The organism is Brevibacillus sp. FW306-2-1A-C05A (assembly GCF_058781555.1).
This window is the reverse complement of sequence record NZ_JBYSWV010000010.1, coordinates 59,845-73,046: the sequence shown is the minus strand read 5'-3', so window position 1 is coordinate 73,046 and position 13,202 is coordinate 59,845. Positions and strand designations below refer to the sequence as shown.

General features: G+C 51.9%; 14 protein-coding genes. 10 read left to right on the top strand and 4 right to left on the bottom strand.

Annotated elements, in window-relative coordinates; genetic code table 11:
* Positions 1 to 28: 28 nt before the first annotated feature.
* The 4 genes from AC3WJN_RS09305 to AC3WJN_RS09290 all read left to right on the top strand — a co-directional run bounded on the left by AC3WJN_RS09305 (position 29) and on the right by AC3WJN_RS09290 (position 3,040).
* Positions 29 to 859 carry a DUF3100 domain-containing protein gene (locus tag AC3WJN_RS09305; protein ID WP_005832930.1) on the top strand — a complete coding sequence of 277 codons (831 nt, stop codon included), beginning with the start codon at positions 29 to 31 and terminating at the stop codon, positions 857 to 859.
* A complete protein-coding gene (locus AC3WJN_RS09300; RefSeq protein ID WP_005832928.1) occupies positions 856 to 1,293 on the top strand; it encodes a hypothetical protein in 438 nt (145 codons plus the stop codon). Before AC3WJN_RS09305 ends, AC3WJN_RS09300 begins: the two co-directional genes overlap by 4 nt.
* Before the next feature lie 172 nt (positions 1,294 to 1,465).
* The gene (locus AC3WJN_RS09295; RefSeq protein WP_005832926.1) at positions 1,466 to 2,257 is read left to right on the top strand and encodes an ABC transporter ATP-binding protein; all 792 of its coding nucleotides are present in this window, start codon (positions 1,466 to 1,468) and stop codon (positions 2,255 to 2,257) included.
* A gap of 93 nt (positions 2,258 to 2,350) precedes the next feature.
* On the top strand, positions 2,351 to 3,040 hold the full coding sequence (locus AC3WJN_RS09290) for an MBL fold metallo-hydrolase (RefSeq protein ID WP_005832924.1): 690 nt from the start codon (positions 2,351 to 2,353) through the stop codon (positions 3,038 to 3,040).
* A gap of 89 nt (positions 3,041 to 3,129) precedes the next feature.
* Here the strand turns inward: AC3WJN_RS09290 and AC3WJN_RS09285 are convergent, their stop codons facing one another.
* From AC3WJN_RS09285 to AC3WJN_RS09275, 3 genes are all read right to left on the bottom strand, one after another.
* The gene (locus tag AC3WJN_RS09285) at positions 3,130 to 3,747 is read right to left on the bottom strand and encodes a SurA N-terminal domain-containing protein (protein ID WP_005832922.1); all 618 of its coding nucleotides are present in this window, start codon (positions 3,745 to 3,747) and stop codon (positions 3,130 to 3,132) included.
* Positions 3,748 to 3,946: 199 nt separating this feature from the next.
* Complete coding sequence (locus AC3WJN_RS09280; protein WP_007785072.1) at positions 3,947 to 4,633, bottom strand: tetratricopeptide repeat protein; 687 nt, start codon at positions 4,631 to 4,633, stop codon at positions 3,947 to 3,949.
* Between the two features lie 80 nt (positions 4,634 to 4,713).
* Positions 4,714 to 6,660 (bottom strand): beta-propeller domain-containing protein, encoded by a 1,947-nt coding sequence (locus tag AC3WJN_RS09275; RefSeq protein WP_007785074.1) that lies wholly within the window; start codon positions 6,658 to 6,660, stop codon positions 4,714 to 4,716.
* Between the two features lie 179 nt (positions 6,661 to 6,839).
* Between AC3WJN_RS09275 and AC3WJN_RS09270 the strand changes: the two genes are divergently transcribed.
* The 6 genes from AC3WJN_RS09270 to AC3WJN_RS09245 all read left to right on the top strand — a co-directional run bounded on the left by AC3WJN_RS09270 (position 6,840) and on the right by AC3WJN_RS09245 (position 12,921).
* Positions 6,840 to 8,375 (top strand): fumarate hydratase, encoded by a 1,536-nt coding sequence (locus AC3WJN_RS09270; RefSeq protein WP_007785077.1) that lies wholly within the window; start codon positions 6,840 to 6,842, stop codon positions 8,373 to 8,375.
* Positions 8,376 to 8,562: 187 nt separating this feature from the next.
* Positions 8,563 to 9,528, top strand: coding sequence for a HipA domain-containing protein (locus AC3WJN_RS09265; RefSeq protein ID WP_005832916.1), 966 nt, complete (start codon positions 8,563 to 8,565; stop codon positions 9,526 to 9,528).
* The gene (locus tag AC3WJN_RS09260; RefSeq protein ID WP_007785079.1) at positions 9,518 to 10,264 is read left to right on the top strand and encodes an HIRAN domain-containing protein; all 747 of its coding nucleotides are present in this window, start codon (positions 9,518 to 9,520) and stop codon (positions 10,262 to 10,264) included. Before AC3WJN_RS09265 ends, AC3WJN_RS09260 begins: the two co-directional genes overlap by 11 nt.
* Before the next feature lie 177 nt (positions 10,265 to 10,441).
* Positions 10,442 to 10,825: a LysM peptidoglycan-binding domain-containing protein gene (locus tag AC3WJN_RS09255; RefSeq protein WP_005832912.1), complete on the top strand. Its 384-nt coding sequence runs from the start codon at positions 10,442 to 10,444 to the stop codon at positions 10,823 to 10,825.
* Positions 10,826 to 10,946: 121 nt separating this feature from the next.
* The gene (locus tag AC3WJN_RS09250) at positions 10,947 to 11,135 is read left to right on the top strand and encodes a hypothetical protein (RefSeq protein WP_005832911.1); all 189 of its coding nucleotides are present in this window, start codon (positions 10,947 to 10,949) and stop codon (positions 11,133 to 11,135) included.
* A gap of 229 nt (positions 11,136 to 11,364) precedes the next feature.
* A complete protein-coding gene (locus AC3WJN_RS09245; protein ID WP_007785082.1) occupies positions 11,365 to 12,921 on the top strand; it encodes an MDR family MFS transporter in 1,557 nt (518 codons plus the stop codon).
* Between the two features lie 5 nt (positions 12,922 to 12,926).
* Here AC3WJN_RS09245 and AC3WJN_RS09240 read toward each other — a convergent pair whose 3' ends face one another.
* Positions 12,927 to 13,181: an alpha/beta-type small acid-soluble spore protein gene (locus tag AC3WJN_RS09240; protein ID WP_026557020.1), complete on the bottom strand. Its 255-nt coding sequence runs from the start codon at positions 13,179 to 13,181 to the stop codon at positions 12,927 to 12,929.
* Between the last annotated feature and the right edge of the window lie 21 nt (positions 13,182 to 13,202).

Below are 13,202 nucleotides of genomic sequence, written 5' to 3'. Positions count from 1 at the left end.
AGAAACAAGACCGAACAGGGGGATCCTTATGACTGAGGGACGCGTGAATGTGTACAAGCTGCATTTCCTGGTGCTTGTACTGGTAGCCTTGACAGAGTTTATCGGCACGAAAAAAATCAATATCGGCATCGGGGTCATCGCCTTGTTCCCGATGCTGTACGCACTCGTTATCGGCGGTGTCATTAGCTGGCCTTCATTCAAGTTTTTGAAAGAAAAAGATATGAATGTCGCGGCAAACATTTTGGGCGTTTCTTTTCTGATCTTCGTATGTAAGCTCGGCGCCAACATTGGTCCAGAGCTGCCCAAGCTGTTTGGAGCGGGCGTATCGCTGCTCGTCCAGGAGGTAGGCCACATCGTCGGAACGATCATTTTGGGCTTGCCAGTGGCGCTTTTGCTCGGTCTGAAGCGCGAATCAATCGGGGCTACCTATTCCCTCGACCGCGAGCCTAACCTGGCGATTATCGTGGACAAGTTCGGGGCAAGCTCGCCGGAAGCGCGCGGCGCACTGGGCGTTTACATTTGCGGTACGTTGTTTGGCGCGATTTTCATGTCGTTGCTCGCAAGTATCCTCGGCAGCAGCGGACTGTTCCATCCGATTTCGCTCGCGATGGGCGCAGCGGTTGGTTCAGGGAGCATGATGGCGGCAGCGACAGGCTCGCTCGCCGTAATTTTCCCGGAAGCGCAAAAAGACATCGCCTTCTACTCGGGGGCGGCGAACTTGATGATGAGCATTATCGGTACGTATGTATGCATTTTCGTCTCCTTACCGCTCACGCAGCGGCTGTACGCATGGCTGGAGCCGATCATCGGCCGCAAAAACGCTTCTTCTGACACAGAAGGGGGGAAAAGAAGCGCATGAATCAAATTTTGACGATTCTCATCATTGGCGCAATCTCACTCATCGGTAACTGGATCGGCTATGGCGTGCCGATCATGGAATCGTTGCCAGGCATTGTGCTTCTCGCGGTCATCACCTTGATCGGGATGGGCTTTACGAAAATTTTGCCGTTCAAATCTCCGGTGATTGTCTGGATTTCTCTGTTTGCCATGTTGGCTACTTCTCCTTTCTTCCCAGGAAGCGAGTACACGGCAGCATCAATTGCCAAAATCAACCTGCTGGCGCTCGCGACACCGATTCTCGCATACGCCGGTCTGTCGCTTGGAAAAGACATTCATCTGTTCAAGCAGTTGAGCTGGCGGATCGTAGTCGTATCCCTCGTCGTTTTCACAGGGACGTTCCTGTTCGCAACCTTGTTCGCGGAGATCGTGTTCAAGATTCAAGGAAAGTTTTAAGCAAACCGCATTAGCGAAACAAACCTTCGTGGCTCGCAACTTGCCGCGAAGGTTTTTTCGCATCGCCTCCGGGTGTACAAAAGAATTGATCGATCAGGAATGGACAGTTATACTCTTAATAATCAGAAAGATTACGGCTTCCGACAAAGTAAGACAGGAGTGGAGAGAGCAAATGATTATTGATGTGAACCAAGTCATGTGGCAAAGAGACGAAACGGTCATTTTGCGCGACGTTAACTGGCAGGTGCAAGAAAACGAGCACTGGTGCCTGGTCGGACTGAACGGCTCCGGCAAAACGAGCCTGCTGAAAATCATCTGTGGCTACACTTGGCCGACAAAGGGGCAGGTCAGTGTCCTCGGAAATGTGTACGGAACGGTCGATTTGCGCGAAGTAAGAAAATCGATCGGCTGGGTCAGCACGGCTTTGATCGCACAGCTTCACGAGCACGAGACGGCCTTTCGCGTCATTTTGAGCGGGAGAGAAGCGACGATTGGCCTGTACGCGGTTCCGGCGGAGAAAGATGTGCAAAAAGCGTCCGAACTGCTCGAAACATTCGGCTGCACGGAGCTGCGGGACAGGCCGTTCGGAGCGCTTTCGCAAGGAGAGCGGCAAAAGGTGCTGATTGCGCGGGCGTTGATGGCGTCCCCCCGGCTGCTCATTTTGGACGAGCCATGTACGGGACTGGATTTGCTGGCACGAGAGCAGCTTTTGTCGATGATCGAGCAAATTGCCAAGCAGCCGGACGGGCCGACATTGCTGTACGTCACTCATCATATCGAGGAAATTTTGCCGTGCTTTACCCACACGCTGCTGTTGAAGGCGGGGGAGGTCGAGCGGGCGGGAAAAACGGACGAGGTGCTGACGGCAGACGGATTGACCCGCTTTTTTGGGGTTCCGGTCAACATTGCGCGGTCGCAGGGACGCTCCTGGGTCAGCCTCGGGGAAGCGGCATCGGTGCTTTAACAGCCGATCTTTTGGCAAGAGTCGGCAAGGTCGTGTAACATTGTGTATAATAACAGTATGAATAGAAACTGGGAGGAGAGGAGAGATGGAGGCATGAACAACGTGATTGCACCAATCACAGACTCCACCTGGGCGATCATCACCTACGAGGATGCGTGGCAGAGCTACGTGAACAGCTACGTGGTCAAACAAGGTGAATCGTTTGCTGTTATCGATTCCCACTTGCGCAAGCAGCGGACGTACTTTCAGCAGGCGCTGGAGGGAATCGGTGCCAAGCCGGAGCGGATTGAATACGTTTACTTTACCCATCGGCACGCGGACCATATCGGGAATGCCGACATGTTTCCTTCCCGAAACAACTGGATTCATCTCGACGATTACTACGAGCTGGACGATTTCTCTCAGACGCTGTTCGGGCACACCTTCACGGGGAGCGGCGGAGATCTACCGTCGTTGCGTTTTCGGCAATTGTCCTTTCATACGGAAGGGTCCGTGGCGTTTTTCGACCCGCAGAGCAAAATTTGTTTTGTCGGCGACCACATCTGCTTTGATAAAGCCGAGCTGGGTCAGATCGTCGGAAAAGAAAGCGAGTGCCGGGCGGCGTACAAGGCGCATATAAAAAGCTGGGCCATCGACGAGCCTGATCGCGTCCCGGAGTACGTGGAGGGGCTGGAAGCGTTGCTTGACTGGCCGATCGAATTTTTGGCGACGGGACACGGTCCCATCCTGCAAGGCGACATCCCCGACTTTTTGCAGGAGCTGATCGCGATTTTACGTCCGTAACTTTTTTCTGCAAAAGAAAAGACTTGTGCACCGGAAAAACGGGCGACACAAGTCTTTTGGCATTACGCGTGCGGGTGAATCAAGCGCGATTATTCCTTTGCTTGCTCCACCAGAACCGGGTCCATGATCTGGACGTTGTACTTTTTCTTCATTTGCTCCAGCCACTCGTCCGAGTGCTTGCGTCTGTTGCGCTCTAGCAGCTTCTCGGCGATCTCGGGACGAGCTTCTTCATACGTTTTTCCGAGCTTTTCTTTATTTTTCTCGTAGTACTCCTTGATTTGCTCCTCTGTTACCGGGAATGCCTTTTCAAACACTTTGTCGCGCAAAAGGAGCATGCCGAACCGCTCGCGGAGCTCTTTTTCATTCATTTTTCGTTCCTGCAAATACTCCTGGAACTTCTCCGGTGTTTTCAATTTATCCTTGATCGGATTGATCTTCGCGTCGATCTCCTGCTCGGTCACTTTGATGCCTTGGGCGGCGGCTTCCTGCTTGCACAGCTCAATGGCAATCAGGTCGGTCACGACTTTGGCGCCAGCCTCTTTTTTCATCTGCTCATAGAGCGCGGTTTGCGAGATCGCGGTGTTGCCGACTGTCGCGACTGCACTTGTGTGGGCGGCGGCAGGATCTTTTGCCTGCGATACGCCGATCACAGCCAGTCCTGTCAGGAGGACGGCGACTGTCAGGATGGAAATGTCAAACTTTTTCATTTCAAGAAACCTCTCTTTCTGGCCTACATCTGTTGAAATAGTATAGAGCAGCGATACGGAAGAAAAATGGAACGGCTTTTACGAGAATGCCACATTTTCCTGCCCGATATGCCCGTTTTCTGGAAGCAGGCGGCAATAAAAAACCGCACACCAGAAAAATCATGTGCGGTGTCATTTGGATTGGAAAGCAGGCGGATATTTAGCTGACGTGAGTCGAAGCCTTTTGCCATTCCTCCAGGCGTTTTTCCAGCTCGGAGCGGTTGAAGTGCAAAGAGCTGGCCGATTTGTTCAGCAACTGGCGGAGATAGGTCAAGGCGTGCTCGTAGTTGCCCTTGGCTGCTTCGATTTCAGCGAGGCAAAACAGCTTCCACTCCTTGGCAGAGCGCTTGGTGGCAATCAGTTGATAAGCTTCGAGTGCGCTTTCGATTTCGCCCAGTCGAGCGTGCGAGCAGGCGATGAGCGCGAGCGAATCCGTCATCCTCTGGTCGCGTTGGTAAATGCGGAAAGCGACTTCCAGCGATTCGCTGTAACGGCCGGACGAGTAGTAGACGATCGCCAGGTTGTAAAACAGGTAGTGAATCATGGCCTGATTGAACAGAGAAGGGCGTTCCTTGCAGACGTTGATGCCCGAAACAATGTACTTTTCAGCCAGTTCGTAATTGCCGATCATGATTTCGTGTGTCGATTTATCGAGCATGGCTACCGCACGCGAACGGTTTTTTCGGTAGGATGCCTCCAACCAGCTAAGCCGTACATCCAATCGGCGCTTGTACAGATTCGCCATATATTGAAAACGGAAGGGCCAGTGCAGGCGAATGAACATGACCAGCAGCACGGCAGCTAATCCCGCCAGTGTTGAAGTCAGATTAAGACTCAAATACTCCACGTAATGACACCCTCTCTTTTTGCGCTGCCTCTATTCCCCCATCTTAGCACAGAACCTGTCCGCGTGACAGACCATTCCCTTTATTTCGTCAATGGCAAAGTCTTTACAGCTTTCGGCCCTTGAAGCGGCTGGGCTTTGACGAAGTCGTCGGAAACGGTGTAGAGCGTCTGGTCAATCGTCAGGATTCGCTTGATGTTTTTTGTGCTTTCGTACCAGCCTTCCCCTGCCTTGTCTCTGTCTGCTTGCTCCAGATGTGTAATTTTGTCCGTCAACGTAAAGCCTTTTTCCAGATCGAGCCGGTAGACGTACGCGCCCTGGAACGTGAAGTGGCCGTAGCCGCGAATGTCCTGCTTCGCCTTTTGTTCCTCGGTCCATTCGTAGACGGTGACCGGGAAGGCGAGCAGCCCTTTTTCCTTGGAAAACAACAAAGCTTTATGGTTGCGCAACAGCTCGGAGTCTGTTCCGCGGTCGCCGATGACGGTTTTGAACTTTTCTTTCGGCTTGGTCACGTCGCTGACGTCGAACAGCGCGATTTTCATGCCCTGGTAAAAAGCCATGTCCTTGTCTGACTCTGCTTCCTTGCCGAATCCGATGATGTGGTTCTCGTCATACGGATGGAGGTAATCGCTGTAGCCCGGAATTTTCAGCGCTCCCAAAATACGCGGGGCAGCAGGCTTTGCCAAATCGAGCACGAACAGAGGGTCTACGTTGCGGAACGTCACCATGTAGGCGCGTTTCCCCATGAAGCGGACGGAGTAGATGCGCTCGGTCGGAGCGATGCCTTCCAGCTTGCCGTGGATTCCGAGCGTGCTGTCAAGGACGTACACGTTGTTTTGCGAAGTGCCGGAATCGGTGCGCCACATGTTTCCGCTCGTCGTCGCGATCCGCAAGTAGCCGTCGTGTTCGTCCAGGGAAAACTGGTTGAGAATCTGGCCCGGCACGCTGCCTTTTGCCGAAAAGGCGATCTTGCCGTCGTTCATGCCGAAGCGGTAGATCGTCGTGTCCGTCGCAAGCGGCGGGGGGGCAAACGAAGGGGCAAGTGACTCGCCTTGCTTCAGCTTGATCGGCTCCGCTTTATGCTCGGTTACCGCTACGTACAGATTGGTCGGGGAGGCGTAAATGTTTTCCCCTGCGCCCAAATAAGTGGAAAGCGACAGCTTTTGTTTAGGCTCGTCGAGATTGACGCCTGCCACCATCAGGTAGTTCGGCTGCAAGCTTTCCGGAAAATAGCGGATGTCGCTGTACGGAACGGTTTGATACTGCTCGCCGAAGGCACTGTCGCGATAGGCAGGGCCAGGCAGCTCCGTTTTTTCCTGCAAAATCCGGTAAGTGTCGATGTAGTGATTGGCCGTCAAATACAGGCTGGAACCGATTTTGCGGGACGACAAATACTGGCCTTCCACTTCCAGTTGTCTGATGAGCCGCGGTTGCGCTTTGTCTTGGATGTCGTAGACGAGCGCTTTGACAAGCTGGTTGTGGCGGTAATACGGGATAGCGCGCTTCGAAGCGGGCAAAGGAGCCAACTCGACGCTGCTGTTCGCCTGGCCGATGACGATGAGTTTTTTGTCGTCGACGAACATCTCCAGCGGCGTGAACAGGCCGTCCTCATAGCTGATCCGGCTCGTCATGCGCATCTCCGAGGCCGGGTACGCTTTGACGATGCGCACTTCGCGACTCGTCGACTGGTACAGGTAGGTGCCATCCGTCTTGACGATGTCGGCTTCATCGACGCCTTGCACCTGCGTGTTCGTCGCAGAAAAATCCGGGGCTGCTGCGCTTTTGCCGGAATCCCTCGCTTCAAGGACAGCAGCCGCTGCGGGCATGCTCAACTCGGCTTCTGCCACGACGTAGTTGGTTTTCGCCTTTTTCAGCAGCTTCTTGAATTGCCCGTAGGAACCGACGACAGGCAATCCGTCTTGCTCTGAGGCTGTGACAGTCGGCTCGTTGAGCGAGCCTGGCGGGAGCAAAAACGGCAGAGCGCACAGCACGACGGCTGTCACGATAAGTCCCGCTGCTTTTTTCTTCATCTCGATCCCCTCGCATCTCGATCTTGGCAGGATGTGCATTCAGTTATAAGACGCAGAATGCTGCTTTAACGTTTCACATTGTCTTTGGTCAGCAATCTACGGACAGGGGGGAGAGCGTGTGCTATAATAATAGGCGGTTTAAGCTACCATTCACACTTACGTCAAAAGGGGCGTCATAGATGGAAAACTTGAAGCAAAGCATTCTGGAACTCATCACGGATACGTCAACAAACTTGCCGCCAGACGTGCGTCGCGCCGTCAATGCAGCAAAACTGAAAGAAGATTTGGGCACTCGTGCTGCGCTGTCCTTGTCCACCATCGCGCAAAACGTCGTGATGGCCGAGGAAAACGTCTCTCCGATCTGCCAAGATACGGGGATGCCGACCTTTGAGGTCAAAACTCCGGTTGGCGTCAACCAGCTCACGATCAAAAAAGCGATCAAGGAAGCGATTGTAGAGGCGACGAAAACAGGCAAGCTGCGTCCCAACTCCGTTGACTCCTTGACAGGGGCAAACAGCGGGGACAACCTGGGGCCAGGTACTCCGGTCATTCACTTCGAGCAATGGGAAGAGGATGAAATCGAAATCAAGCTGATCCTAAAAGGCGGCGGCTGTGAGAACAAGAACATTCAATACTCCCTGCCCTGTGAGCTGGAAGGTCTGGGCAAAGCGGGCCGCAACCTGGATGGCGTGCGCAAATGCATTTTGCATGCGGTCTACCAGGCACAAGGACAAGGCTGTAGCGCCGGCTTCATCGGCGTAGGCATCGGTGGCGACCGCACCTCCGGCTATGCGCTGGCGAAGCATCAACTGTTCCGCCCTGTGGATGATGTCAATCCGAACCCGGACCTGGCCGCGCTGGAAAACTACATTATGGAAACAGCGAACCAACTGGGAATCGGGACGATGGGCTTCGGCGGAAACTCGACCTTGCTCGGCTGTAAAGTGGGCGTGGAAAATCGCCTGCCCGCAAGCTTTTTCGTTTCTGTTGCCTACAACTGCTGGGCGTTCCGCCGTCAAGGTGTGCGTCTGAACGCCGAAACAGGCGAAATTCTCCGTTACTTGTACAAGGACGAGGAAGTCGCCATGGATTTGGCTCCGACCGCAGCCGCAAGCGAAGAAGGCGAAAGCCGTCGCGAGGTAGTGCTCGAAGCGCCCATTACGGAAGAGCAAATCCGCAGCCTGAAAGTGGGCGACGTCGTCATCATCAACGGCGAAATGCACACCGGACGCGATGCCCTGCACAGCTACCTGATGGATCACGACTGTCCTGTGGACCTCAATGGGGGGATCATCTACCATTGCGGTCCGGTCATGCTGAAGGATGAAGCGGGCGAGTGGCATGTAAAAGCGGCTGGACCGACGACTTCCATCCGCGAGGAACCGTACCAGGGCGACATTATCAAGAAATTCGGAATCCGTGCCGTTATCGGAAAAGGCGGAATGGGCGCAAAAACGTTGAAAGCGTTGAACGAGCACGGTGCTGTCTACCTGAATGCAATCGGTGGCGCGGCTCAGTACTATGCAGAGTGCCTGGAAAAAGTCGAAGGCGTGGACTTCCTGGAGTTCGGTATTCCCGAAGCGATGTGGCATTTGCGCGTAAAAGGCTTCGCCGCCATCGTGACGATGGACTCCCACGGCAACAGCTTGCATGCCGATGTCGAGAAATCGTCCCTGGAAAAATTGGCTCAGTTTGCCGAGCCGGTATTCAAATAAGGGAAACCGTATAGAAATAACGCAAAAGCCTCTGACATTATATGATGCCAGAGGCTTTTGAGCTGTAAACGAGTCATTCAAGCAATAACCCTTGTCCTGTGGTCATGAAAAAGCAGTAATAGCTTTTAGCATTAAACATGTGCTATTTGATATAATCAGCATAGATTATTGTTAAGGAGATTGCCATATGTACCCAATCTTAAATATTTCAGGGTGGCCCTTCGAAGATCTATACGTTTCGGGATCAAAAGAAAAGAGATGGTACAGATTTCCTGAGAGTTTTAAGCTAGGCTTATTCAAGCTTCCTGTTTCGCTGACAAGTAGTACATGGAAAATAGAAGGAGAATCTACTGGGGAAATGTGGGCTGAAAAAATTGCTTCCGAAATAGGCAAAATTCTGGGTTTTAGCACACATACTGTAGACATAGCTTGTGTTGCGGCTGACGACGAAATCGTAGGGCATTATGGGCTAGATATTTCGAAGTTGGATTCGGGAATGATTTACGGAGCACTTTGTCATTCCTTTCTTGTTGAAGGGGAGGAGAGTTTAGTTGAAGGTGCAGATATGATCATGGAATATGATTTTACATACAATCGGGACATTTTACGGGGAGAGTTTGAAGTTTACAGCTATGAGTTATTAGAGAAAATTTTTCGTAAATACAATTTTATAGAAGAACTGTATAAAATGATGGTTTTTGACACTTTAATAGGGAACACAGATCGACATCAAGATAATTTTGGAATCATAAGAAATGAAAAAACAAACGAGATACGGTTTGCTCCTTTTTACGATAATTCTTCTAGTTTAGGAAGAGAGTTACCTCAACATAAAATCATGCTAATGATGCGGGATAAACAAATGTTTGATGCATACTTATTTGGAAGGAAATCAAGTTCTTTAATCAAATGGGGAAACATTCAACAGCATGAGAAATTGAATATTTTTTCGTTGTTTCAAAAAATCAGGGAATGTACCCCTGAAATTAGTAAATATGTGTCGCGTATTGAACAACTTTCTGATAATTTGATAATCCAATTGCTTGAAAAAGTACCGGACGTAGTTATGACTGACCTTCAAAAGCAATTCGTTATACGCTTGTTAATAACTCGTCGAGACTATATGTTAAGGGAGTTTAGCCATGAAAATTAGTTTTAGTAAATTACTTCTAAACTGGAAAAGTCCAGTTTCAGGGAGAAATTTCCCAGTAGGAGTACTGCAAAAAAGGCTTGATAGCGGTCTGTACGTGTTTTCTTATAACATTTCAGTCGTTGAAGAGGCAAAGGCGGAAGGTTTCATTCCGTTTATCGGGATTAGTGATATCGAGTCAGTCTATGAAAGCAAGAAATTGTTTTCCGTTTTTGAAAGAAGACTTCCTAACACGAAACGAAATGATTTTCAAAAATTTTTGTCTGATAATGATTTGCAGGGTTCTGATGATGTGTATTGGGATTACTTGTGTGTAACAAAAGGGAAATTGGCAACGGACTCGTTAACGTTCATGGAACCAATTGTTTATGAAAAGAATTATGTTTTATTTAGTTGTGAGGTTGCAGGCTGGTCATATACAAAATCTAAGAACAGGGATTTTCAACAGAAGGAGAACATTGAGTTTATTGTCAGAATAGACGATGTTAATCCTGAAGATTCGTCTGCAGTTGAATTTATTGACCAAGAAAATCATTATGAACGAGTGGGGTACATACCAAGACCGTTTAATCTGCTTTTTTATCGGTTGTTGAAACAAAAAGTCAGTGTTTATTCAAAAGTTTACCACTTAGGAAAAGAAGATAACCGACCACATGTGCTTATTTATACCGAAGATATTGAAAGGGAAATAATCGAAAGGGAAACAGATTTGCAGTATTTAATTGAGTATCATGATTAGCACTGTTGTTCATTCTCACTCCTAAGCATTCTTGGGCGCCTTGCCGCTGCGCGCCTGCAACGGCGAATATACTGGGTGTTTACCTATCTTTGCAAAAATGGGTATTGGTTTATCTCCACTGTCTCCGGGCGGGCATAGGCTAGTAACGAACAAGAAACGATAGAGGGAGTGAGCTTCGTGAACTATACAGTCCGTGCGGGAGATACCCTGAACAGTATTGCCGCTCGCTTTGGCGTGCCCGTTCAGGAATTGATCCGCGTAAACAATATCGCCTATCCGTATTACATTTACGTCGGTCAAAACCTGTACATCCCGGTCACTGCCACGCCTGCTCCGACGAGTGATGTGGAACGGAGATTGACGCGCGTGGAAAATCGCGTGGATGCGCTGCGCGACGACTACACCAAAGTCGATGATCGCGTGGATCGCCTGGAAACACGCGTCAACCGCCTGGAGGCGCGCGTGACCCGTCTGGAACGCCTCGTGCCCGGCCCGGTGCCGACGCCTGCGCCAACCCCGCCCCCTCGACCGCGCCCGACTGCGACTCCACGCCCGCGCTAAGCCATTGGACGTCCGGCCATCCTTCCTTTTTGCAAAGGGCTAATAATTTTCCCGCTACGCCATCGCCTCTTGGCCCCGAACTGCATAAGGTAGTACTAGAGGATTACGAGGAGGTGCGGCCATGCTAGGGTTTAACGGCAAAAACGTCAGACACCATTTCATGGGCGTCTATGGAAAAGTGGTGCAGATTCGCGAGCTGGTGGAAGTCATCGACCAAGTATTCGATTCCTTTCACAAAGTAAACAGCATCAGCAAGACGATGCTTGGGCCACGCAAGCCGAGTGCGAAAAATCTCGACAAACTCAGATGACGATCAGGCATGAAGCCGGACAACCAAAAAACCGCCTCCAGTCGTTGCTGGGGCGGTTTTTTATCTATAGGCAAGGCGTCCGAAAGCAATGGAAACCTGCAAGTTCTCAGGGGCAGACTCTATCATCAGAATAACCGATCGCAAAGAAAAAGTCTATTCATTTTTCGCGATTTCCCTTATATTTTTAAAGCTGTCAACGATGGTTTTACAAAAAAAGGGAGGGAACGAGATGAAGGAACAAAAGCGTCAGGTGAATCTGGTGACGGCAGGCTTGCTGCTTGGTCTGGTGTTGGCGTCGCTGGATCAGACGATCGTGGCCACGGCCATGCCGACGATTACAAAAGAATGGGCAGGATTGTCGCTCTACAGTTGGGTGTTTGCGATCTACATGCTCGCTTCGACGATCACGATGCCGATTTACGGAAAGCTCGCCGATTTGTTTGGCACGCGGATTGTCTATTTGAGCGGGTTGGCGCTGTTTTTGGCGGGGTCGCTCTTGTGCGGATGGTCAGGCTCGATGATGGAGCTGATTACCGCCCGGGGAGTGCAAGGCTTGGGGGCCGGGGCTTTGCTGCCGATTGCCTTTACGATTGTCGGCGAGCTGTACCCACCCGAGCAACGCGGAAAATTCCAGGGCTTGTTCGGAGCGGTGTTCGCTTTGGCGAGCATGGTCGGTCCGACGCTGGGAGGGATCATAGTGGAGAAGTGGGACTGGGGCTGGATTTTCTTTCTCAATCTGCCGATCGGCATTCCCGCCTTTCTGCTCATCGCACTGGCGTGGCGCGGGAAAACGATTCGTGACAAAAAGCCGCAGATTGACTGGTACGGAGCCATCAGCCTGAGCGCCGCTGTCCTTGCGATTTTGCTCGCCCTGGTGATCGGAGGGGAGCGGCATGACGCATGGGGCTCATGGCCGGTTCTCGGCTTGTTCGGTACGGGTCTGCTTTTGACGGGGCTGTTCATCTGGGTTGAAAGCAAGGCGAAGGAGCCGCTTTTGCCGCTCTCGCTGTTTCGGATTCCGGCCATCGGCTTCGGAAATATCGCAGGCTTTTTCGTGAGCGCAGCGCTATTTGGTGCCATTGCTTACATTCCGCTGTTCGTCCAGGGCGTGCGCGGAGCAAGTCCGGCGGAGGCGGGGTATATGCTGACACCGCTCATGCTGTCCGTGGCAGTGTCTTCTGCCATTGGCGGAAGGCTGCTGGCCAAAGCTTCGTTTCGCGCGATTCTGGTTCCGAGTCTGGTCTTGATAGCGATTGGCTTTTACCTTTTAGGCCAGCTTCAGGCAACCACGCCAAACAGCCAGCTTTTGGTTTCCATGATCGTGACGGGGCTTGGGATGGGAGCAGTCTTCCCGGCGCTCGGTACAGCAGCCCAAAGTGCGGTTCCGCCCGAGGCACGCGGCGTCGCCATGTCGACCTCGCAATTTTTTCGCTCGATTGGCGGGACGATGGGCATCAGCGTATTCGGAACGATTTTGGCGTGGCGCATGCAGGCGGGGATGAACGAGGTGAGCGGTATGGCAGACTCCACGCTGTCTGCTGAGCAGCTTGCCGCCCTTGCCGATCCGAAGCTTCTGCTGGACGAGCAGCTTCGCAGTGCGCTTGCGCCCGAGTCGCTCGCGGCCGTGCAGCACGTATTCAGCGAGGCTTTGCACGGCGTGTTTTTCTCCGGGATGCTACTGATTTTCATCAGCCTGGCTGCCAGCATGCTGTTGGGGAGGGCGCGATTGATCGAAAAAGAACCCCGCCGCTCGCTTTCAGCAAAAGACAGGGTTCCCAAGGCGTGAGGCCGTTACGATTTTTGATTCATGGCTTGCGCGGCCATCCGCACCATTTCCTTTACCATGCTGCCGCCCAGCCTGCCGCCGATCCGGCCTGCGTCGTGTGAGCTGAGCTGGCCGTTGTAGCCGCGCTGCAGCGGGACGTGAAGCTCGGAAGCCACTTCATACTTCGCCTGGTTCGGATCGGCGACATGGGCGACTTGCGCTTTCAAGGCATCGAGCCCTGCTCTGGCACCTGGGACGAGAGGACGTTTTCGTCTGCTCACGGATATCACCTCTCGCCTTAG

Bases quoted from the DNA above. Each gene is read 5' to 3' on its own strand.
- AC3WJN_RS09305 (WP_005832930.1), top strand. From the start codon at position 29: ATGACTGAGGGACGCGTGAATGTGTACAAGCTGCATTTCCTGGTGCTT.
- AC3WJN_RS09300 (WP_005832928.1), top strand. From the start codon at position 856: ATGAATCAAATTTTGACGATTCTCATCATTGGCGCAATCTCACTCATC.
- AC3WJN_RS09295 (WP_005832926.1), top strand. From the start codon at position 1,466: ATGATTATTGATGTGAACCAAGTCATGTGGCAAAGAGACGAAACGGTC.
- AC3WJN_RS09290 (WP_005832924.1), top strand. From the start codon at position 2,351: ATGAACAACGTGATTGCACCAATCACAGACTCCACCTGGGCGATCATC.
- AC3WJN_RS09285 (WP_005832922.1), bottom strand. From the start codon at position 3,747: ATGAAAAAGTTTGACATTTCCATCCTGACAGTCGCCGTCCTCCTGACA.
- AC3WJN_RS09275 (WP_007785074.1), bottom strand. From the start codon at position 6,660: ATGAAGAAAAAAGCAGCGGGACTTATCGTGACAGCCGTCGTGCTGTGC.
- AC3WJN_RS09270 (WP_007785077.1), top strand. From the start codon at position 6,840: ATGGAAAACTTGAAGCAAAGCATTCTGGAACTCATCACGGATACGTCA.
- AC3WJN_RS09265 (WP_005832916.1), top strand. From the start codon at position 8,563: ATGTACCCAATCTTAAATATTTCAGGGTGGCCCTTCGAAGATCTATAC.
- AC3WJN_RS09260 (WP_007785079.1), top strand. From the start codon at position 9,518: ATGAAAATTAGTTTTAGTAAATTACTTCTAAACTGGAAAAGTCCAGTT.
- AC3WJN_RS09250 (WP_005832911.1), top strand. From the start codon at position 10,947: ATGCTAGGGTTTAACGGCAAAAACGTCAGACACCATTTCATGGGCGTC.
- AC3WJN_RS09245 (WP_007785082.1), top strand. From the start codon at position 11,365: ATGAAGGAACAAAAGCGTCAGGTGAATCTGGTGACGGCAGGCTTGCTG.